Here is a 22,473-nt window from a genome sequence, read left to right as displayed (position 1 = left end):
TGGCGAGCCTGGACGGGCCCTCGGCTTGAGCGGAATTGCCGTTCTGCTAGGATGCGCACCGTTCATGGATGGTGGGCGGGTCATGAGTCTGGTCAGGATTCCGTTGGTCGATATTCGCGATGGCGGCGCGGCCGTGCTGTACCGCGACCACCGGGAAGGCGCGCATCGGCTGCTGGCGGCCGGTCGCCGGAAGATGTCGCCGCCGGTGGTGACTTTTTTCGACGGGCGCAGCGCGCGTTGGGCGGTCCGTGCCAATAATCCCTATTGTGAAGAAATTGCTGTTCTGGCGGCGGGGATGCCACGCGGCGTCTGGTTCATGAATTTCTGCTATGAATGGGGATGCACGACAGCCGTCGAGCCGTCATCGACAGGCAGCATGTCCATGCGGCGGACGTTGGACTGGCCTTTCGACGGGCTTGGCCGTGAACTGATCGTCGCGCTGCAGACCGGCCCGACCGGGGACTTCTACAACATCACCTGGCCCGGATTTTCCGGTGTGATCACCGGGATGGCGCCGGGGCGCTTTTCCCTGGCCATCAACCAGGCGCCCATGCGTCTGAAACGGGGCTGGCCGGCCCCCGCGGGCTGGCTGCACGACCGGATTCGGGTCGGGCGCAGCCGTTTCCTGCCACCGGCCCATCTTGCCCGGCGCGTGTTCGAGACCTGCTCGGACTATGAGGCCGCCGTGGCAATGGTCCGCAACACGCCGATAGCACTGCCGGCATTGTATTCCCTTGCGGGCGCGCGATCCGGCGAGGGCTGCGTCATCGAACATCTGGGGACCGAGGCGCGAATCCATGAGGCTCCGGAAGCAGTCGCCAACGACTGGCTCAGTCCCGATTTGGGGGGGCGGCCCCGCGGCCGGGAAAACGCTGCCCGGCGCGCCATGATCAGAGGGCCCGGAGAGGACGCCAATCCCCTGCACTGGGTGCGGGAGCCGGTGTTGAACCGCGATACACGCATGGCGGCCGTTCTGGATGCGGGTGCGGGGTCGATCGCACTCCGCGGATATGAGGCCGATGGTGTGGCGACGGAGTTGTTTTCGCTCCCGGCGACGGCAGCCTGACCCCAACCAGGGCCGCAAGCGGCGGGATGTTCAGCGGCGCCCGGCACAGTCCGCGCAGTGGCCACGCAGTTCCACCGTTGTGCGGTTCGGAATGAAGGACGCCTGGTCGGCCCAATCGGCCAGTCGTGTTTCCAGGGCGGGATCGGTGAATTCCGTGACCTTGCCGCACCCTTCGCAGATTGCAAAGGCGGCCTGTCCGGTGTCGTCGCAGTCCGGGTGGTTGCAGGCAACGAAGGCGTTCAAGCTCTCCAGACGGTGCGCCATGCCGAATTCCACAAGGCGGTCGAGCGCGCGGTAGACCTGCACAGGCGCCCGCAATCCGGAGTCCCGCAGGAGGTCCAGCAGGGCATAGGCGCTCATCGGCTGGTCCGACTTGCGGAGCGCCCCGAAGACGAGCGCCTCGTTCTTCGTCAATGTGCGATGGCCCTCACTCATGAACCTGAATTCTCCCTTTCCGGCCGCCGCAGTATTCCCGCCAGCGGTGGCAATGCCAAGCTTACCAGAAAGGCGAACGTCGCGGCGACCACGATCGATGGTCCGGACGGCGTGTCGAAGGAAAGGGAACTGTAGAGTCCCACGATCACAGACAGGGCGCCGATCGCGGCGGCAAGGACGGCCATACTTTCCGGACCGACGGCAAGACGGCGCGCGGTGGCGGCCGGAATGATCAGCAGGGCGGTAATCAGCAGGGCGCCGACGACCTTGATCGCAATGGCCACCGCGACCGCCATCAGCAGCATGAAGATCAGATCGGCGCGGGCCGGTCCGACGCCCTCGGCCTCCGCCAGTTCGCGATTGACCGTGGCGGCGAACAACGGGCGCCAGATGGCGATCAGCACGGCGAGAATGAGCGCGCCCCCGCCATAGATGATCGCAATGTCCATCTGCGAGACAGCCAGAATGTCACCGAACAGGACACCGATCAGGTCGACCCGAATGGTTGTCAGCACCGCGATAGCGACCATGCCGAGGGCAAGGGCGGAATGCGACAGAAGCCCCAGGATGGAATCGGAAGACAATTCGGCGCGCCGTTGCAGGACCAAGAGGCTGACGGCGATCAGGGCGGAAATGCCGAAGACGCCCAGCACCATGTCGACCTCAATGAGGAAGGCCATGGCGACACCGAGCAAGGCCGAGTGGGACAGGGTGTCACCGAAATAGGCAAGGCGCCGCCAGACCACGAAGCAGCCAAGCGGTCCGGCGACCACCGCGACGCCGATGCCGGCGATCAGGGCGCGGGTGAAGAAATCGTCCAGAAAGGTCATGGGCGGCCTTCCTTTCCGGAATGCGTCCGCGGATCGGGTGCCGCGTGTTCGTGACCGTCATGTTGGATGTCGTGATGGCAGCCGTCCGCGATGGACCCGTCGGCGTGTCGCACCCGACCGTCGGGAAGATGGGTGTGGTCGTGATGATGGGCATAGACTGCAATCGACGCGGCGGCCCGGGCACCGAACAGGGCACGATAGGCCGGGTCCTCGGCGACGCTTTGCGGCGTGCCGCTGCAGCACACATGCCCGTTCAGACACAAGACGGTGTCGGTCGCGGCCATCACGACGTGCAGGTCGTGGGAAATCATCAGAATGCCGCAGCCGGTCTTGTGCCGGATCTCGTCGATCAGGGCATACAGGGCGACCTCTCCGGCGACGTCGACGCCCTGCACCGGTTCGTCGAGGACCAGCAGGTCCGGCTTGCGGGCGATCGCCCGGGCCAGAAGGGCGCGCTGAAACTCGCCGCCGGAAAGGGTGCGAACCTCCGCACGCGCCAGATGAGGGATCCCGACGGCCTCCAGGGCCGCCTTGCGTTCGCCTTCGGGCACCGGTCCGGTCAACCGGATCAGCCTGTCCACTGTTAGCGGCAGGGTCCAGTCGACGCTGAGGCGCTGCGGCACGTAGCCGACACGCAGGCCGGATTTTCGCGCGACCTTGCCTTCCGCAGGACGGAGAACGCCCAGGACTGTCTTGACCAGTGTCGATTTGCCGGAGCCGTTGGGGCCGATGACGGTGACGATCTCGCCGGGCCGGACGGACAGATCGATATGTCGGATCAGCCAGCGGCCACCGCCTCGAACACCGATATCGACGGCCTCGACCAAGGGCGACCCCGCCCTCGTTTCATTGGCGGATACCTGATCGTCTCGGGGCGAAAGGGACGCCACCGCAGTTGCACTATCGGCCATGGAGCTATCCTGAAGCAATCTCGCCGCCGGAGAGCGCCGCCCTTGGCAGGCGGAGCCTCAATACGGCGTTGACGCGTTCGGATAGCATACGTTATATCATCACGCAATCTATGTAACAGTATAACATTTCAGTGTCCTGGGAAGGGGTCGCCATGATCGAAACGCTTCAGCGCGGTTTGACTGCCACATTCACAGCAGTCGCGATTCTGGCTGTTGGCGTGTCTCATGCGGAAGAGGCCCCGAAGGTCGTGGCGTCGATCAAGCCGCTCCATTCCCTGGTGGCCGGCGTGATGGACGGTGTGGGGGAGCCGACACTGATTATCGACGGCCTGTCCTCGCCCCATGGATTTTCCCTGAAGCCGTCACATGTTGCGGCGATGAACGAGGCCGATGCCGTTTTCTGGATCGGACAGGCCCTGGAAACATCGCTGGATCGCCCGATCGACACCCTGCCGGACACGGTAAGGCGCGTCGCACTCATCGAAGCCCAGGGGATGCAACTGCTCCGTTTCCGGGAAGAGGCGGACTTTGAGGGGCACGACCACGATCATGCTGACCACGGACATGATGACCATGATCACGACGAGCATGCTGACGAGGGACATGCCCATGAGGGGCAAGGGCACGGCGATCATGCCCATGACGAACACGCCCATGATGACCACGCCCACGACGACCATGCTCATAAGGAGCACGGCCATGACGACCACGCCCTGTCGCAGTTCGATCCGCATGTCTGGCTTGATCCGCGCAACGCCGTTGTGATGGTGCGGGAAATTGCGGCGACCCTGTCTCAGGTCGATCCGAATCATGCGGAGACATACCGCCGTAACGCGGCTGACATGACCGACAGGCTAAATGCGCTGGTCGAGAATGTGCACGCCCAGCTCGCCGATGCGAAGGGCGTCCCTTATGCGGTCTTTCATGATGCCTATCAGTATTTCGAGCACCGCTTTGAGCTGACCGCCGTCGGTTCGGTGACCGTGAACCCCGAAACACCGCCCAGTGCGGAACGGGTGCGCGAAATCCAGGACAAACTGAAGCGGCTGAATGTCGCCTGCATCTTCACGGAGCCGCAATTTTCGGAGAAGGTTGTAAAGGTAGCGGCGGAGGGAAGTTCCGCCGGGGTCGGTCAACTGGATCCGCATGGTGTGGACGCACCGGCGGGGCCAAACCACTATTTCGCCACCATCGAATCCCTGGCGAACTCCATCGCGACCTGTCTGGCGGCCAACAGCTGACCGGTGTCAGAGGCGGCCAACCGATTCCACGGCGATCCAGAGGCCCAGCGCGGCGGTCGCCCCGCCCGCGAGGCCCTGAAGCCCGCGATGGGTCCAGGTCATCGCCCTGGCGGTCCAGGCCAGCGGGACCGCCATCAGGGCCGACAGCACGGCCATGCCGAGCACGGATCCAACCCCGAACAACAGAACGTACAGTACGCCCATCCAGGGTGACTGCAGCCCGGCCGCGGTCAGCACCAGCAGAGCCGCCGACCCCGCGAGGCCGTGGGTCATGCCGATCGCGAGGGTACGCCAGGGCAGGCCTTGCGGATGATCGTGGTCGTGGGCCGGCAGATGCGGCGCGCCGGCCGTTATGTCCTGATCATGGGAATGGGCGTGGAGATGAACCGTGCCGTCGGAATGGCGATGCCGGTGAAAATGGACCCGTTCCCGGATCAGGCGAACAAGGACATGGATGCCCAACGCCACCAGCATGACCCCGACCAGCATTTCGAGGGCTACCGCAAACCGGTCGGGAAGCGAGGCCCCCAGCAGGATTGCCCCACCCGCCACGAGCATCAGTGTGACCGTATGGCCGACACCCCAGACCGCGCCGTGGCGGACGATCTTCCGGACGGATCGTTCGCGGGCGGCGATGCAGGATACGGCGGCGACGTGATCCGCCTCCAGCGCATGCTGCATCCCGATCATCAGCCCGAGAGAAAGCGTCCAAAGCATGGCAGCGTGCCCATCCGAGGAAAGTCCCGCCGCGACTCGGGCGTTCCGGATGTGTGGCCGGAAACGCGGCCCCGGTCAAGTCGGACAGTGCAGCGCAGCGAAACATCGGGTGCGCTGGACTCTCGTCAGGCGGGGAGAACGGCCGTTGCCTCGATCTCGACCTTGGCGCGGTCCTCCACAAGCGCGACTACCTGAACCATGGTCATCGCCGGGAAGTTACGCCCCAGGACCGCACGGTAAGCCTCACCGACCTCCCGCAGGCGGGTCAGGTATTCCTTCTTGTCAGTGACATACCAGGTCAGCCGCACCAGATGCTCCGGACCGGCACCGGCTTCGGCCAGGATGGCGACGATGTTGGACAGAGTCTGCCGGACCTGATCGATGAAATCGTCGCTTTCAAACTCCTGCTGTCCGTTCCAGCCGATCTGGCCGCCGAGATAGAGCGTGCGGCCGTTTGCCGGTGCGGCAATCCCGTTGGCATAGCCGGAGGCCTTCTTCCAATTGGTCGGGTGCAGTATGTCATTCATCATTCGGTTCCTCATCCAACAGGAAATGCGCCATCTTTTCGCGCAGGTCATCGGGGAAGGGGGTCGGCTTCAAGGCTTCCAGGTCGGTATGAACCAGCACCTGGCTTCCTTCCAGGCGCACCTCGCCCTCCGGCCCCAGGAAGGCGAAGCGGGCGGTCAGGCTGGCGCCCCCCAGCTTCTCGATCCCGTATTCAATGGTGATCTCCTCACCCAGACGGCTGGGGCGCTTGAACTGGACATCGATGGACACGGTGGGAATTCCGCTGTGCCGCGCCCCATGCAGTTCCGAGAACGGGACACCGAGTTCCAGGTCGAACCATTCTTCCACCACCGCATTCAGCAGTTCGAAGTAGCGGGGGTAGAAGACGATCCCCGCCGGGTCGCAGTGCTGGAATAAAATCTTGCGTGTCGTTGCGAAGGCAGCCATCGATTCATCCCGAGATCGGCCGGAAGCAGGCCGGGAAATCCATTCTGGTAAGGTCGGCGGAGTGTCGGACTTTCCAAAAATTATTTCAAGCTTAAAATGTTTTGGCTTGAACGGGAGGATTGCATGCGTTTCGAATCCATCGGCGACTTGACCCATCACGTATCGCTGGAAGGTCCGGCCGGGGCGCCGGTTGTCGCCTTCGCGAATTCCCTGGGGACGGATTTTCGCATCTGGGACGGGGTGGTCGATCGCCTGCCGCCTTCAGTCCGAATCCTGCGCTACGACATGCGCGGCCATGGGCTTACCAGTGCGCCGCAGGCCCCCTATGCGATGACCGATCTGCGGGATGATCTGTTGGGCATTCTGGATCGGTTGGGGCTCGACCAGGTGGCGCTGGTCGGCCTGTCGGTCGGTGGCATGGTTGCCCAGAGCGCCGCCGCAAAGGCGCCGGAAAGGTTCTCAAAGCTGGTGCTCTGTGACACCGGGCACGTGATTGCGACTCGCGAGATCTGGAATGCGCGGATCGAAACCGTGGAGACCGGCGGGATGACCGCGATTGTGGATTCCGTTCTGGACCGGTGGTTCGGTCCGGACTTCAAGACGCGCGACCCGGCGCTACATGCCGGAATGCACGCCATGCTGACGACGATTCCGCCCCAGGGCTATAACGGGATCTGCGCCGCAATCCGCGATGCCGACCTGACCGAAGACACCGCGCGGATTGCCGTGCCGGCCCTGTGCCTGTGCGGCACGGAAGACAAGGCGACGCCGACGGAACTGGTCGCGTCTTTGGCCGATCTGCTGCCGAACGGCAGCTATATGGCCATTCCGGGCGCCGGTCATCTGCCCTGCATCGAGCAGCCGGACGCCGTGGCGCGCCACATCATCGAGTTTCTGGGCCTGTAGAGAGCGGACAGATCAGAGCGTCCCGGAAACAGGCGAGGTCGGGGAATGTTCGGCAGCCGAACCGGGGCGCGTTCAGCTGCACGCCGAATTGCAAGGTTTGAATATTTGACTTGTCCAATGCGACCGCGTTCCTTAACAGAAGGTTAACGCGTCCGTGTTCGATCCCGTCAGGCCCCGAAACGTGCGCCCGTTCAGCGGGCAAGTTTGCGTTTCTGCACAGTGATCAACGTTTCGGTCGCACACCGGTCCGGGACAGGTGTCTTTCCTTATCCAATGAAATCATGCAGAGGCGCAGGACAATGGCGTTGTCGAAACTGTTTGGCGGTCGTGCTCAAGATCATACTGAAACTCTGAAGGCCCTCGACCGGTCTCAGGCGGTGATTGAGTTCAAGGTGGACGGAACCATTCTGACCGCCAATGACAACTTCCTGTCCCTGATGGGATATGGCCTTGAGGAAGTGAAAGGCCGTCACCATTCGATCTTTGTCGATGCCTCCTATCGCGCCAGCCCGGAATACCGGGCCTTCTGGCAGGCCCTCGGCAAAGGTGAATTCAAGACGGCCGAATTCAAGCGCGTGACAAAGGATGGTCGCGAGGTCTGGATCCAGGCGACCTATGCGCCGATCGCCGATCACAAGGGTCGCGTCTACAAGGTGGTCAAATTCGCCAGCGACATTACGGAAGCCAAGCTGAAGGCGTCGGATTTCAACGGACAGATCGATGCCATCAACTTGTCCCAGGCGGTGATCGAATTCGAACTCGACGGTACGATCCGCAAGGCCAACAAGAACTTCCTGAATGCGATGGGCTACGAGGAATCGGAAATCGTCGGAAAGCACCATCGCACCTTTGTCGATGCCGAGACCCGAAACAGCCCGGAATATGCTGCCTTCTGGGAATCGCTCGCGCGCGGAGAGTATCGCGCCGGGGAATTCAAGCGCGTCGCAAAAGGGGGGCGCGAGGTCTGGATTCAGGCGTCCTACAACCCGATCCGGGACATGAACGGAAAACCGTACAAGGTCGTGAAGTTTGCGTCGGACATTACCGCTGAAAAGAAGCGCGCTGCTGAAGCGGCCGGCCAGTTGGATGCCATTCAGAAATCGCAGGCGGTGATTTCCTTCAAGCTGGACGGCACGATCGAGGAAGCCAATGAAAACTTCCTGAACGCCGTCGGATACCGGATGGAGGAAATTCGCGGCCGGCATCATTCGATGTTCATGCCCGAGGAGGCCGCCCGAAGCGAAGAGTACCATGCGTTTTGGGCCGCCCTGAATCAGGGGCAGTTTCAGGCCGGAGAATACCGACGGATCGGTAAGGGCGGTCGTGAGATATGGATTCAGGCGACCTACAACCCGATCCGCGATCTGAACGGGCAGCCTTACAAGGTTGTCAAATTTGCCACCGACGTGACGGACGAGGTCATGGCACGCCGGCGCGCGGAGCAGATCAGCAACCTGTTGGAACAGACTGCAGCCGGAGCCGAGGAGATGAATGCGTCCGTTCGGGAGATTGCCGTCAGCATGGAGCAGTGCAACGAACTGACCTCCGGCGCGGCAGAGGAAGTGTCGACAACCGGACACGCGACCGAGCGATTGGACAGCGCCGCGACCTCCATGGGCGGCATTACTGTCGCGATTGGCGAGATCACGAACCAGATCAACATGCTGGCACTCAACGCGACAATCGAAGCGGCCCGGGCGGGCGAAGCCGGCAAGGGCTTCGCCGTCGTCGCCAACGAGGTCAAGGTTCTGGCCGACCAGGCCCGCAAGGCGACCACCGAAATCGAAACGGAAATCTCCAATCTGCGATCGGTGTCGGCCGATGTCGTGAACGGATTGGGCGATATCCGGCACAAGATCGAACTGGTACAGGAACGGGTCGCCGCCACAGCATCAGCCCTGAGTCAGCAGACCAGCGTTGCCAACGAAATGTCCGCATCCATGGCACGGGCGGCGTCGGAAGCCTCCGGCACGACCTGACGTGGCAGTCCTGACCTTCGTTCCGTGGGTCAGGACTTCCCGGCGATGTATCTGACCTGCTCGCTCGAGAAGCCGGCCCCCGAATAGTGGGCCGGGTCGAACGATATGGCCAGGACCAGGCGCATGAACTCCTGGTCGGTCATAAGCTGGTCCGCGGCCGCACAGGTGGCGCCGACGACAAGGTTTCTGTAATTGTTCGGTAATGCGCTGGCCGATGACGTAATCAAGAATCCGTAGCATTCACGCACACCCTGACGGAACCGCCCGTACACACTTCGCGCATAGTCAGTGGACAGTGGGGTGACATCAGAAATGTCGATGTCGTGCTTCAGAACCTTGTCGAAGCCGTTGCGCAATTCCTTCTGCAATCCGAAGCCGGATGAATGGACGTTCCAGTACCAGCCATGTGGCAGCATCGACAGTCGGATGTATGTTTTGTGGCCACCGCCGCTGAGCGTGAACGTCTCGAAATACGCGGCGCTGCGACTCGTTGATATCGAAATGCTCCGGGCCTGTCGTGCAGCGCCGATCTTTGTCAGTATCTCGGTGTCATCGATGCTCAATCGGGACAGCTCCGGTGGCACCTTATAATAATGTCCTCGTGCGACCCCGTCTGCGGTCGTTTGACATGCCGCGACGGCAAGCACGGCAATCCACAAGATGAGTTTGGAAAATTGCAACTTCGCCCCCCTGAGCCAATGTATGGTTGGGACTATAAAGTGCAGATCGCAATTTGCCACTTTCCGATTTGTCTTTGCAGAGGGTCTCAACCGCAAAGGATGGTCCGGCTAGCGGCATCGTTTCCGATCCGGCGACACGCTTTTTCCTCACAGGGCGGCCGAAAGGGTTGCCTTGGACCCGTTTCGGCATAGGGTACGGCGCCATGACGACAACGCATTCTGACGGCGGCAGCCTGCCGCCGAATCAAGCCGCCGCCGCCGACAATGTCCGCCGCGGCGTTCGCGGTCCGCGCGCCTTCGGCTCGGTCAACTGGGTTGGCTGGCGCAGCCTCTACATGAAGGAAGTTCGCCGCTTCCTGAACGTCGCGACCCAGACCGTCGCGGCGCCTGTCGTGACGACGCTGCTGTTCCTCGCGATCTTCACGCTGGCGCTCGGTCGGGCTGTGGAGACGGTGCATGGCGTGCCGTTTCCTGTCTTCCTGGCGCCCGGCCTTATCGTCATGGCCATGGTCCAGAATGCCTTTGCCAACACGTCTTCCTCGCTGGTCATCTCCAAGGTTCAGGGCAACATCGTCGATGTCCTTATGCCGCCGATCAACCCGGTGGAATTCGTCACTGCCTATGCCCTGGCCGGGGCGACCCGAGGGGTCGTGGTCGGTCTGTCCACCGGCCTGTGCATGTGGATTTTCGTGCCGTTCGAGATCACCAACCCGGCATTGGTCATCTATCATGGCATCAGTGCGTCGTTGATGCTCAGCCTCATCGGCATCATCGGGGGAATCTGGGCGGACAAGTTCGACCACATGGCCGCAATCACGAATTTCGTCATCACGCCCTTCGCGTTTCTCAGCGGAACCTTTTATTCGATCGAGCGCCTGCCGGAGCCGTTCTATACGATCGCCTTCTTCAACCCGTTCTTCTACATGATCGACGGGTTCCGCAGCGGCTTCATCGGGACCTCCGATGCGCCTGCATGGCTTGGCATGACGATCATGTTCGGGATCAATCTGGCGCTGGCCTTGCTGGCCTGGCGCATGGTTCATTCCGGCTACAAGCTGAAGAACTAGGACTGGACCCGATCATGGATGCCGCGACCGGTCGCACGAGGACGCCTGCCTTCGCTGACGCCGGTCCGCCGCGGCCGCGCCTTTTCCGGCATGTAAATCTGGTCGGGCTGATCAGCCTGATCCGCCGCGAGGCGATACGCGAAATTCGCTGGTTCGGCATGGTCATTCTGGGACCGGCCATTCAGGCGCTCCTGTTTGCATCGGTCTTCACTCTGGCGGCGGGCAGCGACCTGATGGTCGACGGGCTGAACTTCATCCAGTTTCTCGCCGCCGGCCTTGTGGCATCGGCGGCGATGCAGCGCGCCTTCGAAACCACCGGCTATTCGATCATGTTCGACAAGCTGGAATCGGGCGGGCTTCAGGATATCCTCAGTTCCCCGCTGAGCCCCCTGGAGGTGCTGATCTCCTATCTGGTGACGGCGGTGACCGCAGCTGTCGCCGTGGGCGCGGCCATCGGGGTCGTCATGATGCCCTTCGGATTCGAACTGCCGGTCTCCCCGGTCGCAGCCTTCCTGTTTCTGTGCCTGGCAGCGGGCATCTTTTCCATGGCCGGGCTGATCAATGCGATCTTCTCCCCGAAATGGGATTCCTTCGCCGGGAAGGAAACCTTCATGATGCTGCCGATCATTTTCCTGAGCGGAACCTTCTTCCCGATTGCGGCGGTTCCGGAGGGCGTGTGGCGCACCGTCTTTCAGGTCAATCCGATCTACTATCTGGTCGACGGATTTCGATGGGCCGCGACCGGTCGGGCGGAGACCGATCCGATGATTGGTGCCGGCATCGGCGTGGCGGTCTTTCTGGTTCTGCTGGGCATTGCCGCCCGCCTGCTGGCGACGGGCTACAAGATCAAGGCCTAAAGCGGGCACCGCGCGGCATCGTGACAGCACAGCGCCCCCTTGCGGGCCAGGGTCTGGTACCGTCCTGGTCAGGCTGGTACGCCCCTCGTCAAATGCTGTGGCGTGAACTAGGTTAAGGGCATGATCGACACCACCGTCAAAGTGAAGCAGCAGCGCCGCATCATTGACCGGCTGACGCTGCAGGAAGAACTGGCCGCCGCCGCCCAGTCGGTGCATGGCGAGGCCGATGTGCGCGCCGCCTGGCTGCCCATCCTGAAAGCCGCACTTGCGAAGGGCCGGGAGGAAATCCGCAATCGGTTCTTCGACAATCAGGACGGCGCGGAATGCGTTCGCGCCAACTGCTTCCTGATCGATCAGACGATCCGCGTCCTCTACGACGCGATTTCGGCGCATCTCTATCCTGCGCCCAATCCGACGGAATCCGAGCGGATCGCGATTGTGGCGGTCGGTGGATACGGGCGCGGCGAACTGGCGCCGCAATCGGATGTGGACCTGTTGTTCCTGCACCAGCGCAAACCCGCCGCGCGGATCGATCAGGTGGTGGAGACCATCCTGTATACTTTGTGGGATGTCGGGTTGAAGGTCGGTCACTCGACCCGGTCGGTCGAGGAATGCCTGCGTCAGGCGAAGTCCGACTGGACGATCTGCACCGCGTTGCTGGAAACCCGTTACATCTGGGGCGACAAGGCATTGTTCACGTCGCTGCGGACCAATTTCCGAAAGACGGTCGTTGCCGGCAGCGAGACGGATTTTCTGGATGCAAAGCTGACAGAGAGGGACGAACGGCACGAACGCATGGGTGACAGCCGCTATGTCCTGGAGCCGAACATCAAGGACGGCAAGGGCGGGCTGCGGGATCTCCATACATTGTACTGGACCGCCAAGTTTCTCTATGGCGTCGATGATATTGCCCAGATGGTGGCGGAAGGCGGCCTTACCAAGGCGGAGATCGACCGGTTCGGGCGGGCGCAGCATTTCCTGTGGTCCGTACGCTGTCATCTGCATTACCTGGCGAACCGACCGGAAGAGCGTCTGACCTTCGATGTGCAGCCGGAACTGGCCCATCGCATGGCCTATTCGGACCGGGCCGGAGGGAGCGGCGTCGAGCGCTTCATGCGTCATTACTTCCTGGTTGCAAAAGATGTGGGGGACCTGACCCGGATCTTTCTTGCGGCCTTCGAGGCGGCTCAGAAGCGCCGGGGTCTGCTGCGCCTGCCGACGGTTTTCTTCCGGCGTGATGTCGAAGGGTTTCCGATAGACGGGCAGCGTTTGTCCATTCCCGAAAAGAAGTATTTCCGGAACAACCCGACAGAGATGCTGCGGATCTTTCTGGTCGCGAACCGCCACGGGCTGGAGTTGCATCCCGACGCGGTGACCGCGGTGACGCGGGCGCTGGGCAAGATCAATGCCGCGTTTCGGGATGACCCGGAGGCCAACCGCCTGTTCATGGACATTCTTTGCGCCGACGAAGATCCGGACAAGACCTTGCGCCAGATGAACGAGTGCGGATTGTTCGGGAAGTTCGTTCCGGATTTCGGGCGTGTCGTCGCGCAGATGCAGTATGACATGTATCACGTCTACACGACGGACGAGCATACCATCCGCGCCATAGGCATTCTGAACCGGATCGAGCGCGGCATGCTGACAGAGGATCATCCGGTTGCCAGCAAGGTGATCCGGCAGGTTCAGTCGCGCGAAGTCCTGTATGTCGCGACCCTTCTGCATGATATCGCCAAGGGCCGCGGCGGCGATCATTCAGAACTGGGGGCGGAGGTCGCACGGGAACTGTGTCCGCGACTGGGGATGAATCAGGAGGACACCGAAACGGTCGCTTGGCTGGTCCTGCATCACCTCGCGATGTCGATGACCGCGACGAAGCGGGACTTGGAAGATCCGAAGACTGTCCAGGATTTCGTGGATCTGGTGCAATCGCCGGAGCGGCTGCGGTTGCTGCTTTGCCTTACGGTCGTCGACATACGGGCGGTCGGTCCCAATGTCTGGAACAACTGGAAAGCCACACTGTTGCGGGAGCTTTACTGGCGCGCCGAAGAGGTGATGTCAGGCGCCTCGGCATCCGAGGGGCGCATTCGGCGGGCGGAGGCGGCGAAGGCCCGTCTTGCCGAACGACTTGAGCAGGATGGCTGGGAGGCGGCCGAGATCGAGACCCATCTGTCGCGCGGCGGTAAGGGCTATTACCTGGCGCTGGACGACGATACGCTGGCCCACCACGCCCGCATCGTGCGGTCCGCGCAAGGGCGAACGGATGAGCTGACACTGGAAACGCGGATCGACACAGACAAGGCGGTAACCGAACTCACCGTCTACTGTACCGACCATCCGGGGCTTTTCGCACGACTGTCCGGGGCGATCGCCCTGGCAGGCGCATCGGTCGTGGATGCCAAGATCTCGACCATGAAGGACGGTATGGCACTGGATACCTTCCTGCTGCAGGACGCGGAGGAAGGGGCCTTTGCGCGGCCCGACCGGCTGGCCCGATTGTCAGTTCTCATCCGTCAGTCGCTGGCGGGAGAGATCAAGCCGATGGAGGAGTTGGCGAAGCGGGCGCAATCGGCCCTGCCGTCGCGAACGCGGGTCTTCACCGTCGCGCCCAGGGTGCTGATCGACAATCAGGCGTCCAACAGCCACACCGTGATCGAAGTCAACGGCCGCGACCGGCCGGGCCTGCTCTACAAGCTGACATCCGCCTTGGTGGAACAGCGCCTGCAGATCGTGCTCGCCAAGGTTTCGACCTACGGCGAACAGGTTGTCGACGTTTTCTATGTGAAGGATACGTTCGGCATGAAGGTCGAGCACAAGGGCAAGCTGGACCAGATCCGCCAGGCCCTGCGTTTCGCCCTGCTGGATGGCGAGGAGAAGACCGCACCGCCGCCGACCAAACTGGCGAAGAAGGCCATCGCCAAGACTCGCGCCAAGCGCGCCAAGCAAAAGGTCCAGGCGGCGGAGTAGCGCTGTCCCGGACCTCGCCAAGCCCACCGAATCCGGCTAACGCTGCCGCATCGCGATACAGGAGTGGGCGTCATGGCGCTGTTGAGGTCGATTGCCACCGTTGGCGGCTGGACGATGGCCAGCCGGGTGCTTGGGTTCGTCCGCGACGCCATGATGGCCGCCGTGTTGGGCGCAGGCCCGGCCGCTGAAGCCTTCGTCGTTGCCTTCCGACTGCCCAATCTGTTCCGGCGCCTCTTTGCGGAGGGGGCATTGAACGCCGCCCTGGTACCGCTCTACGCCAAACGGATGGAGCGGGACGGAACGGAAAGCGCGGTCCGTTTCGGCGGCGAGGCGGCGGTGCTGCTGATCCTGGTCATGCTGGCGCTGACGGTGCTGGCCATGGCTTTCATGCCATTCGTGATCCTGTTCCTTGCCCCGGGTTTCGCAGAGGACGAAGGCACATTCGCGCTGGCAGTGGCGCTGAGCACAATCACCTTCCCCTATCTGACATTCATGGCGCTTTCCGCGCTGTTGTCCGGCATGCTGAACACGGTCGGGCGGTTCGGCGCGGCGGCGGCCGCACCGGTGTTGCTGAATGTCGTTCTGATCGTCGCGATGCTGCTGTCCCTGACCGGCCGTTTCCCCCTGATCCCCTCGGAATTCCTTGCCTGGGGCGTCTTTGTGGCCGGGATCGCGCAGTTCGGTCTGGTGGCCTGGGACTGCAAACGCGCGGGTGTGCTGTTTCACCTGCCGCGCCCGCGGATCGGGGACGATATCCGCCTTCTGCTGCGGCGTATGGGACCGGGCGTGCTGAGCGCCGGGGTCAGCCAGATCAACATGGTCGTTTCCACAATCCTGGCCTCGCTGCTGCCGGCGGGGGCCATCGCGCATCTCTACTATGCCGACCGGGTGGCACAGCTTCCCCTGGGCGTGATCGGCGTCGCGATCTCCGTTGCGTTGCTACCCCTGCTGTCCCGGCAGTTGAGTGCCGGGGATGATTCCGGGGCGCGGGACAGTCTGAACCGGTCGCTTGAGATCGGCATGCTGTTTACCCTCCCGGCGGCAGCGGCGCTGATCGCCATGCCGCTGCCCATCGTCGATGTCCTTTTCCGCCGCGGGGCATTCGAAACCGGAGATGCCATAGCGACGGCGGAGGTCGTGGCGGCGATGGCAATCGGCTTGCCGCCGGTCGTGCTGGTCAAAATCCTGTCGCCCGCCTTTTTCGCCCGGGGGGATACACGCACGCCGCTCTACATCGCGGTTGGGTCCATGGTGGTCAATGTCGCACTGGCCTTCGCCCTGATGCGGGTGCTGGGCGCGGCGGGGATCGCACTTGCCGCCTCCCTGGCGGCCTGGGCGAACGCGGTTGCCATGGGCTGGGTTCTGGGGCGACGCGGGCACCTGCCGCTGGATGGCCGGTTCCGCCGGCGGGTGCCGCGTCTGATCCTCGCCTCGACGCTGATGGCGTTTGCGCTGTTCTGGATGCTCGCAGCCTTGCCGGACTTCATGCCACTCACCCTGTGGATGCGGGTGGCCATTCTCGCGGCTGTCGTCGCACTGGGCGGGGTGGGATATTTCGTCCTCGCCCATGCTCTCGGCGGTGCCGATCTGCGTGAAGTCCGCGGTAGGTTGAGGCGCAATCGCAATTGATCCTTCGCAAATGTGACGGCGACCAGCGCAGCCGCTTGACCCCACCCGGGTTACCCGCGATAACCGCGCGCCTTAATCGTTTCAACACCGTTCGGGGAGTCCACATCCCATGACCGACGCCGCTCCTACCGCCACAAAGCATCCGCGCCGTGTTTTCTCCGGCATTCAGCCGACGGGCAATCTGACCCTGGGCAATTATCTGGGCGCGATCCGAAACTGGGTCCCGCTGCAGGACGAATTCGACTGCCTGTATTGCGTCGTCGACCTGCATGCGCTGACCGTGTGGCAGGAGCCGGCGACCCTGCGCGATGCGACACGCCAGGTGGCGGCGGCGCTGATTGCCTGCGGCATTGATGCGGACAAGCATATCCTGTTCAACCAGTCGCAGAACCCGGACCATTCGGAACTGGCCTGGTACTTCAACTGTGTCGCGCGGATGGGTTGGCTGAACCGCATGACCCAGTTCAAGGAGAAGGCGGGTAAGAACAAGGAAAACGCATCGACCGGCCTGTTCGTCTACCCAAACCTGATGGCGGCGGACATCCTGGCTTATCGCGGCACCCATGTGCCGGTGGGCGAGGATCAGAAGCAGCATCTGGAACTGGCGCGCGATATTGCGATCAAGTTCAACAATGACTGGGGCGTAGATGACTTCTTCCCGGTCCTCGAACCGCTGATCCTGGGCGAGGCGACCCGCGTCATGTCGCTGCGCGACGGTACCAGGAAGATGTCTAAGTCGGATCCGTCGGACATGTCGCGCATCAACCTGACGGACGATGCCGACGCGATCGCGAAGAAGATCCGCAAGGCCAAGACCGACCCGGAAAACCTGCCGACGGACAAGGACGGATTCGAAGGTCGCCCTGAGGCGCAGAACCTGGTGACAATCTATGCCGCCCTTACCAACCAGACGGTCGAATCCGCATTGCGTGACATCGGTGGCGGTCAGTTCGGCGCCTTCAAACAGCAACTCGCCGACGCCGCGGTCGCCCATCTGGAGCCGATCACGACCGAGATGAACCGACTGCTGCAAGACAAGGCCGAAATCGACCGTATCCTGGCCAAGGGCGGCGAACGGGCCCGGGCTCTGTCCGCCCCGATCCTGGCGGAAGTGCGCGATACCTTGGGTCTTGTTCGCTGACTAGGCCAAACGGGGTATAGCCTTCGGTTTCCGTTCGGCGGTAACGTTTCCCAAAAGACAGGGGGAAACGATGACCGCATATCGCATGCCCGCGGAATGGGAACCGCATATCCGAACCTGGATGGTGTGGCCGCACCGGCAAGAGATGTGGGCGCCGGATCTGGCATCCGTTCAGAAGGACTATGCGGCGGTTGCGCGCGCCATTGCGCGTTTCGAACCGGTGCGCATGATCGCCGACCCGTCGGCGGCGGAAGGGGCGCGCGCGGTCTGCGGCGGCGAGGTCGAGGTCGTCGCCTATCCGGTCGATGACAGTTGGTTTCGCGACACCGGACCCAGCTTTGTGATTTCCTCGGAAGGGCGGGCCGGCGTGTCCTGGCGCTTCAACGCCTGGGGCGGGAAGACGGACCATTTCGACAAGGACGCCGCCCTCGCCGCGACGGTCTTGCGCGATTTGAACCTGCCCGTCCTGCATTCGGCCCTGGCGACAGAAGGCGGCGCCTTGCATGTCGACGGCGAGGGGACCTTGCTGACGACGGATACGGTCATTCTGAATCCGAACCGAAATCCCGGCATCCGGCGCGAAAAGGCGGAGGCGATCTTTGCCCGGACCTTGGGGATCGAGAAGACGATCTGGCTGCCCGGCAACCCGTATGAAACCGGCACCGACGGCCATATCGACGGCATCGCCTGTTTTACCGCGCCGGGGAAGGTGCTGGTGGAAATCGATCCCGAAGCGGACGCGGACGAGGCGGCGATCGCCCGGCGGAATATCGACATCCTGCGCGACGCGACCGATGCTAGGGGACGGCGGCTGGAGATCACGGAGCTGCGGGCCGCGCCGCGCCGCGATACTGCGACGACGGAGAACTTCGATTTCTGCAACTGCTACATCAATTTCTACGTCTGCAATGGCGGTGTGGTGATGCCGGGCTTCGACCTGCCCGGTGATGCCGAAGCCCGAGAGATCGTCCAGGCGGCCTTTCCGGGGCGGGAGGTCGTCCAGGTGCCTATCCTGGCGCTGGCCACCGGCGGCGGCAGCATCCACTGCATCACGCAGCAGGAGCCGGTCGGCGCGGCCCCCGCATGGACGCTTTAGAAATCGCGGCGCCTGGTCAGTCCCTCGGGCAGCCCGGCTTGCGGCGCCCGGCGATATAGTCGTCGGCCAGTTCGATCAGGCGGTCCTTCCCGAAACTGTCGTAATGGCCGGGTCGCACCGTGCGCACGTCCAACTCCTTCAGCCGTGCCATGCTTTCCAGGTAATCCGGGATGTTCGAATGCCAGATATCGTCCAGTAGATTGCCGTCATAGATGCAGTCGCTGGACAGCAGCAGGCCTGTCGCCGCCTCATGCAGCGCGATCGAGCCCGGTGAATGGCCGGGAACATGCAGGACACGGAAAACCCTGTCGCCGAGATCGATCACGTCGCCTTCATCGACCAGCCGGGTCAGGGCAGCCGGCTTCACCGTATAGGACGCATAGGAGAAGTCCGAATGCGGCAGCGCCGAGAAATGGTGCGGCTCGATGAAGTCCGCCGCCATCGCATTGTTGGATGTCGGGTCGGCGAGGATATCGGCTTCCGCCGCATGACCGACGCGGTCCTCGAATTCCCAATGACCGCCGACATGGTCGAAATGGCTGTGACCGGCGACGCAGATGACGGGCTTCTCCGACAGGAAGGCGAGTTCCTGTTTCAGGGACCGGACGCCCATGCCGGAATCGAACATCAGGTTCCGGTCCCGGCCTTCAATGAACCAGATGTTGCAATGAATGTCCGGGCTCAGGTGGTGCTCCCAGATCAGCCGGACGCCGTCATCCAGACGCTCTGACCGGAACCAGCGATCCGCGACGGGCATACCCATTACAATCCCAACGCCTTTCGCTTGCGGTTGCTCCAGGCCTGGATGATCCGATCCGCCGTCATGGCGACCAGCGCGATGGAGAGGCCCGCGACCAACCCCATGCCTGTATCCGCCTTGCCGAGCGCAAGATAGACCGCCTGGCCCAATCCCTTGGTCCCGACCAGGGCGGCAATCACCAACATGGCCAGCCCGTACATGATGGTCTGGTTCAGGCCCAGCATGATGACCGGCAGGGCCAGCGGCAGTTTGACCTCGAACAGGATCTGGCGCGGCGTGCAGCCGATCTGTCTTGCGGCCTCCACCACATGGGCGGGGACGTTCCGCAGGCCGTGCTCGACATAGCGGATCGGCGGTACGACCGCGTAGAGGATGACCGCCAGCAGGGCCGAAAATTCCCCGACCGCAAAGAACATCAGCACCGGGATGAGGATCACGAATTGCGGCATGGTCTGAAGCGTATCATTGATCGGTCGCAGGATCGCGGAGACCCGGTCGCTATGCGCGGCCCATACACCGAGAGAGCCACCGATCAGGAAGCACAGGAAGACGGCTGCGCCACACAGATAGACTGACCGCATGGTTTCATCCCACAGGTCGTTGACCAGCATGAAGGTCAGCGATGCCACGGCGAACAGACAGACCTTCCAGCCACCCGCCAGATAGGCGGTAAGCCCGACCAGAGCGATAAAGACCGGCCAGGGGGTGCCGTCCAGGCCCCAGAACAGGATCGGCGTCGCAATTCCGATCACGATTGCCAGGGTCGTCCGCCCCTTCCACAGGCAATAGCCGAAAAGCAGCACCGCCGCGCCCCAATAGAGCGCCGCGATTTCCGGCGTCATGGCGAAGCCCCAGAACTTCGGATAGACCGCCTTGACCAGCCCGATGCGCAACGGCAGCAGGAGGAAGAAGTTGGCGCTGTTCTTGATGCCGTCCAGCACTGCGGAATAGCTGCGCACGATTTCGTCGATCCCGGCATTCAGCCAGAGGGAAACGGCGTGATGGAAAATCCATTCGTCGGGAAAGACCTTCAGCGCAGGGAAGACCTGGGCCAGAAGGATCGCGGCGACCGCGACGATACCGGCAATGATCCAGTGTCCGTGCCGCTGCCTGGCGGGAAGCTGAGAATAGGCGAGGTTGCGCTCCAGATCGGTCAGGCCGCGGCTGACCCGGTCCATGATCATGGCCAGAATGGCGATCACGACGCCGGCCAGAAGGCTCTGCCCGAACTGGGCCTTGCGCATGGTCGACAGGACTTCCCAGCCGATGTCACCGAAGCCGCCGATAATGGCGGCGATGATGACCATGCTCAGCGCTGCCATGATCGACTGGTTCACGCCGACCATGATCTGCGGCATCGCCGTCGGCAGTTGCACCAGCCAGAAGGTCTGCCGCTTCGTACAGCCGCTCATCTGCCCGGATTCGCGGATTTCCGGCGGCACGCATTCCAGGCCCAGGATCGTGTTTCGGACCATCGGCGGGGCGGCGTAGATCGCGCTGGCGATCAGGCCGACAACTGGCCCGAAACCGAACAGCAGCAGGATCGGGATCAGATAGGCGAAGGCCGGAACCGTCTGCATGAGGTCCAGCATGGGGTCGACGATCTTGCGCGCGGTAGCGTTGCGGAAGGACAGGACACCCAGCCCGAAGCCGATGGCAATGGACAGAGGTACCGAAACCCCGACCAGCGCCAGCGTGTTCATGCTTTCGAACCAGTAACCGGTGATCAGCATGTAGACCATGGACAGCAGCGTGAAGAGCGCGAGCTTCCAGCCGCCGGCGCGATAGGCCAGCGCGGTGAAGACCGCCATGGTGGCCGGCCAGGGCAACCAGTGCAGCACGACCTGAATCGCGGACATCGGCACGTCCATGACGGCCGAAATGCCCCGGAAGATGAACTGGAACGTATTCACGAACCAGGTCATTACGATGTTCAGCCAGTCGGCCAGCGGGATGACCAGAGAACCGGGGTAATCGGTCAGCCAGCGGATTTCACCACGCAGTGCGAAGCAGAATGCGGCGAAGACCGCAAGGCCGATCCACATCACGGCCGTCCGGTCGAGTCGGAAGGGGAGCCCGTTCATCTCGCGGACCTCACGCTGCGCCCTGGGCGTTGCCCTGGCGCCTCTCGCCGGCGGCAAGCGACTTTACGACACCGGCCGGTGTTACGCGGCCGATAACCTTGCCCTCGTCGTCCTGCACGATCAGCGGCCGATCAGTTCCCGCGAAGGCGGGCAGGATTTCCTCAAGGCACATTCCCGGGGACACGGTGGAGGCATCGGACGGCACTTCTCCCGTAACCGGCTCCATCACATCCCGGACGCGGATAACCCGAACCAGCGGCACGTCCTCGGTGAACTCGGCGACGTAGTCGTCGGCCGGGTTCAGGACCAACTCGGACGGTGTCCCGATCTGAACGACGCGTCCGTCCTTCATGATGCAGATCCGGTCGCCCAGTTTGAGGGCTTCCAGGAAGTCGTGAGTGATGAAGACGATGGTCTTGTGAAGCATGGTCTGCAGGCGCACGAACTCGTCCTGCATCTGGCGTCGGATCAGCGGATCCAGCGCGCTGAACGGCTCGTCCAGGAACCACATTTCCGGGCCGACGCACAGTGACCGGGCGATGCCCACGCGCTGCTGCTGACCGCCGGAAAGCTGCCGGGGGAATGCGTTTTCGCGCCCGTCGAGCCCGACGAGGGAGATCATCTCCCGGGCTTTGGCTTCGCGCTCCGCCAGTCCGACCCCCTGAACCTTCAGTGGAAAGGCCACATTCTGCAGCACGGTTTGATGCGGCAGCAGGCCGAAATTCTGGAACACCATGCCCATCTTGTGGCGGCGGATGTCGATCAGTTCCGACTCGGATGCGGATAGCAGGTTCTCACCATCCAGCAGGACCTCGCCCGCGGTTGGTTCGACCAAACGCGACAGGCAGCGGACCATGGTCGATTTGCCGGAGCCGCTGAGCCCCATGATGATGAAGATTTCGCCGGCATGGACGTCGAAACTGACATCCCCGGCGGCAACGATATGACCCTCGTCGCGAATGCGCGCCGTATGGGCGTCGGGATCCCCGACCTTGCCGTTGCCCTTTTCGAAGAATTGCGCGGGGTCCGTCCCGTACACCTTCCAGATATTACGACAGGATAGTTTTACGGGCCGGTTGTCCGGCGCCCCACCGGTGGTGTCCGACACGTGCTTCCCCCTTCAATTTGCGCAAGGAACCGGCCGGCGGTACGG

Annotated in this window: 20 protein-coding genes; 10 read left to right on the top strand and 10 right to left on the bottom strand. The window is 62.8% G+C overall.

Features of this window, described 5'->3' with window-relative positions; genetic code table 11:
• Positions 1 to 64 precede the first annotated feature (64 nt).
• On the top strand, positions 65 to 1,066 hold the full coding sequence (locus R8L07_04910) for a hypothetical protein (protein ID MDW3204864.1): 1,002 nt from the start codon (positions 65 to 67) through the stop codon (positions 1,064 to 1,066).
• Between the two features lie 30 nt (positions 1,067 to 1,096).
• On the opposite strand, the gene R8L07_04905 is transcribed toward R8L07_04910, so the two are convergent.
• The 3 genes from R8L07_04905 to R8L07_04895 are packed head-to-tail and all read right to left on the bottom strand — an operon-like array spanning position 1,097 to position 3,242.
• Positions 1,097 to 1,501 (bottom strand): Fur family transcriptional regulator, encoded by a 405-nt coding sequence (locus tag R8L07_04905; GenBank protein ID MDW3204863.1) that lies wholly within the window; start codon positions 1,499 to 1,501, stop codon positions 1,097 to 1,099.
• Positions 1,498 to 2,331 carry a metal ABC transporter permease gene (locus R8L07_04900; protein ID MDW3204862.1) on the bottom strand — a complete coding sequence of 278 codons (834 nt, stop codon included), beginning with the start codon at positions 2,329 to 2,331 and terminating at the stop codon, positions 1,498 to 1,500. Before R8L07_04900 ends, R8L07_04905 begins: the two co-directional genes overlap by 4 nt.
• Positions 2,328 to 3,242 carry a metal ABC transporter ATP-binding protein gene (locus tag R8L07_04895; GenBank protein MDW3204861.1) on the bottom strand — a complete coding sequence of 305 codons (915 nt, stop codon included), beginning with the start codon at positions 3,240 to 3,242 and terminating at the stop codon, positions 2,328 to 2,330. The genes R8L07_04900 and R8L07_04895 overlap by 4 nt, the downstream gene beginning before the upstream one ends.
• 152 nt (positions 3,243 to 3,394) lie before the next feature.
• Between R8L07_04895 and R8L07_04890 the strand changes: the two genes are divergently transcribed.
• Complete coding sequence (locus tag R8L07_04890) at positions 3,395 to 4,483, top strand: zinc ABC transporter substrate-binding protein (protein ID MDW3204860.1); 1,089 nt, start codon at positions 3,395 to 3,397, stop codon at positions 4,481 to 4,483.
• A gap of 6 nt (positions 4,484 to 4,489) precedes the next feature.
• Here R8L07_04890 and R8L07_04885 read toward each other — a convergent pair whose 3' ends face one another.
• From R8L07_04885 to R8L07_04875, 3 genes are all read right to left on the bottom strand, one after another.
• Complete coding sequence (locus tag R8L07_04885; GenBank protein ID MDW3204859.1) at positions 4,490 to 5,200, bottom strand: sulfite exporter TauE/SafE family protein; 711 nt, start codon at positions 5,198 to 5,200, stop codon at positions 4,490 to 4,492.
• Between the two features lie 125 nt (positions 5,201 to 5,325).
• Positions 5,326 to 5,727, bottom strand: a complete 402-nt coding sequence (locus tag R8L07_04880) for a RidA family protein (protein ID MDW3204858.1) — start codon at positions 5,725 to 5,727, stop codon at positions 5,326 to 5,328.
• Positions 5,720 to 6,154, bottom strand: coding sequence for a thioesterase family protein (locus R8L07_04875; protein ID MDW3204857.1), 435 nt, complete (start codon positions 6,152 to 6,154; stop codon positions 5,720 to 5,722). Before R8L07_04875 ends, R8L07_04880 begins: the two co-directional genes overlap by 8 nt.
• Before the next feature lie 123 nt (positions 6,155 to 6,277).
• Here R8L07_04875 and pcaD point away from each other — a divergent pair, with 123 nt between their 5' ends.
• Positions 6,278 to 7,060: a 3-oxoadipate enol-lactonase gene (gene pcaD / locus R8L07_04870; GenBank protein ID MDW3204856.1), complete on the top strand. Its 783-nt coding sequence runs from the start codon at positions 6,278 to 6,280 to the stop codon at positions 7,058 to 7,060.
• Between the two features lie 299 nt (positions 7,061 to 7,359).
• Positions 7,360 to 9,039, top strand: coding sequence for a PAS domain S-box protein (locus R8L07_04865; GenBank protein MDW3204855.1), 1,680 nt, complete (start codon positions 7,360 to 7,362; stop codon positions 9,037 to 9,039).
• Between the two features lie 29 nt (positions 9,040 to 9,068).
• Here R8L07_04865 and R8L07_04860 read toward each other — a convergent pair whose 3' ends face one another.
• Positions 9,069 to 9,602 (bottom strand): hypothetical protein, encoded by a 534-nt coding sequence (locus R8L07_04860; protein ID MDW3204854.1) that lies wholly within the window; start codon positions 9,600 to 9,602, stop codon positions 9,069 to 9,071.
• Positions 9,603 to 9,922: 320 nt separating this feature from the next.
• Here R8L07_04860 and R8L07_04855 point away from each other — a divergent pair, with 320 nt between their 5' ends.
• The 6 genes from R8L07_04855 to R8L07_04830 all read left to right on the top strand — a co-directional run bounded on the left by R8L07_04855 (position 9,923) and on the right by R8L07_04830 (position 18,476).
• Complete coding sequence (locus tag R8L07_04855; GenBank protein MDW3204853.1) at positions 9,923 to 10,786, top strand: ABC transporter permease; 864 nt, start codon at positions 9,923 to 9,925, stop codon at positions 10,784 to 10,786.
• A gap of 14 nt (positions 10,787 to 10,800) precedes the next feature.
• Positions 10,801 to 11,643, top strand: a complete 843-nt coding sequence (locus R8L07_04850) for an ABC transporter permease (GenBank protein ID MDW3204852.1) — start codon at positions 10,801 to 10,803, stop codon at positions 11,641 to 11,643.
• Between the two features lie 120 nt (positions 11,644 to 11,763).
• On the top strand, positions 11,764 to 14,610 hold the full coding sequence (locus R8L07_04845; GenBank protein ID MDW3204851.1) for a [protein-PII] uridylyltransferase: 2,847 nt from the start codon (positions 11,764 to 11,766) through the stop codon (positions 14,608 to 14,610).
• Between the two features lie 72 nt (positions 14,611 to 14,682).
• Complete coding sequence (gene murJ, locus R8L07_04840) at positions 14,683 to 16,239, top strand: murein biosynthesis integral membrane protein MurJ (GenBank protein ID MDW3204850.1); 1,557 nt, start codon at positions 14,683 to 14,685, stop codon at positions 16,237 to 16,239.
• A 109-nt stretch (positions 16,240 to 16,348) separates the two neighbouring features.
• Positions 16,349 to 17,380 (top strand): tryptophan--tRNA ligase, encoded by a 1,032-nt coding sequence (trpS, locus tag R8L07_04835; GenBank protein ID MDW3204849.1) that lies wholly within the window; start codon positions 16,349 to 16,351, stop codon positions 17,378 to 17,380.
• 70 nt (positions 17,381 to 17,450) lie between these two features.
• Positions 17,451 to 18,476 (top strand): agmatine deiminase family protein, encoded by a 1,026-nt coding sequence (locus tag R8L07_04830; GenBank protein ID MDW3204848.1) that lies wholly within the window; start codon positions 17,451 to 17,453, stop codon positions 18,474 to 18,476.
• 16 nt (positions 18,477 to 18,492) lie between these two features.
• Here R8L07_04830 and R8L07_04825 read toward each other — a convergent pair whose 3' ends face one another.
• The 3 genes from R8L07_04825 to R8L07_04815 are packed head-to-tail and all read right to left on the bottom strand — an operon-like array spanning position 18,493 to position 22,428.
• Positions 18,493 to 19,233 carry an MBL fold metallo-hydrolase gene (locus R8L07_04825; protein ID MDW3204847.1) on the bottom strand — a complete coding sequence of 247 codons (741 nt, stop codon included), beginning with the start codon at positions 19,231 to 19,233 and terminating at the stop codon, positions 18,493 to 18,495.
• Positions 19,234 to 19,238: 5 nt separating this feature from the next.
• Positions 19,239 to 21,320, bottom strand: coding sequence for an ABC transporter permease subunit (locus R8L07_04820; GenBank protein ID MDW3204846.1), 2,082 nt, complete (start codon positions 21,318 to 21,320; stop codon positions 19,239 to 19,241).
• Positions 21,321 to 21,330: 10 nt separating this feature from the next.
• Positions 21,331 to 22,428 (bottom strand): betaine/proline/choline family ABC transporter ATP-binding protein, encoded by a 1,098-nt coding sequence (locus R8L07_04815; GenBank protein MDW3204845.1) that lies wholly within the window; start codon positions 22,426 to 22,428, stop codon positions 21,331 to 21,333.
• Positions 22,429 to 22,473: the final 45 nt, after the last annotated feature.

The organism is Alphaproteobacteria bacterium, assembly GCA_033344895.1.
Taxonomy (GTDB): Bacteria; Pseudomonadota; Alphaproteobacteria; order UBA8366; family Aestuariispiraceae; genus Pacificispira.
The sequence above is the reverse complement of the archived record's forward strand: the minus strand, read 5'-3'. Positions and strand labels throughout refer to the sequence as shown.

What these genes read in the sequence shown, in the direction of transcription:
- R8L07_04910 (MDW3204864.1), top strand. Translation starts at nt 65, where the DNA reads ATGGATGGTGGGCGGGTCATGAGTCTGGTCAGGATTCCGTTGGTCGAT.
- R8L07_04905 (MDW3204863.1), bottom strand. Translation starts at nt 1,501, where the DNA reads ATGAGTGAGGGCCATCGCACATTGACGAAGAACGAGGCGCTCGTCTTC.
- R8L07_04900 (MDW3204862.1), bottom strand. Translation starts at nt 2,331, where the DNA reads ATGACCTTTCTGGACGATTTCTTCACCCGCGCCCTGATCGCCGGCATC.
- R8L07_04895 (MDW3204861.1), bottom strand. Translation starts at nt 3,242, where the DNA reads ATGGCCGATAGTGCAACTGCGGTGGCGTCCCTTTCGCCCCGAGACGAT.
- R8L07_04890 (MDW3204860.1), top strand. Translation starts at nt 3,395, where the DNA reads ATGATCGAAACGCTTCAGCGCGGTTTGACTGCCACATTCACAGCAGTC.
- R8L07_04885 (MDW3204859.1), bottom strand. Translation starts at nt 5,200, where the DNA reads ATGCTTTGGACGCTTTCTCTCGGGCTGATGATCGGGATGCAGCATGCG.
- R8L07_04880 (MDW3204858.1), bottom strand. Translation starts at nt 5,727, where the DNA reads ATGAATGACATACTGCACCCGACCAATTGGAAGAAGGCCTCCGGCTAT.
- R8L07_04875 (MDW3204857.1), bottom strand. Translation starts at nt 6,154, where the DNA reads ATGGCTGCCTTCGCAACGACACGCAAGATTTTATTCCAGCACTGCGAC.
- pcaD (MDW3204856.1), top strand. Translation starts at nt 6,278, where the DNA reads ATGCGTTTCGAATCCATCGGCGACTTGACCCATCACGTATCGCTGGAA.
- R8L07_04865 (MDW3204855.1), top strand. Translation starts at nt 7,360, where the DNA reads ATGGCGTTGTCGAAACTGTTTGGCGGTCGTGCTCAAGATCATACTGAA.
- R8L07_04855 (MDW3204853.1), top strand. Translation starts at nt 9,923, where the DNA reads ATGACGACAACGCATTCTGACGGCGGCAGCCTGCCGCCGAATCAAGCC.
- R8L07_04850 (MDW3204852.1), top strand. Translation starts at nt 10,801, where the DNA reads ATGGATGCCGCGACCGGTCGCACGAGGACGCCTGCCTTCGCTGACGCC.
- R8L07_04845 (MDW3204851.1), top strand. Translation starts at nt 11,764, where the DNA reads ATGATCGACACCACCGTCAAAGTGAAGCAGCAGCGCCGCATCATTGAC.
- murJ (MDW3204850.1), top strand. Translation starts at nt 14,683, where the DNA reads ATGGCGCTGTTGAGGTCGATTGCCACCGTTGGCGGCTGGACGATGGCC.
- trpS (MDW3204849.1), top strand. Translation starts at nt 16,349, where the DNA reads ATGACCGACGCCGCTCCTACCGCCACAAAGCATCCGCGCCGTGTTTTC.
- R8L07_04830 (MDW3204848.1), top strand. Translation starts at nt 17,451, where the DNA reads ATGACCGCATATCGCATGCCCGCGGAATGGGAACCGCATATCCGAACC.
- R8L07_04825 (MDW3204847.1), bottom strand. Translation starts at nt 19,233, where the DNA reads ATGCCCGTCGCGGATCGCTGGTTCCGGTCAGAGCGTCTGGATGACGGC.
- R8L07_04820 (MDW3204846.1), bottom strand. Translation starts at nt 21,320, where the DNA reads ATGAACGGGCTCCCCTTCCGACTCGACCGGACGGCCGTGATGTGGATC.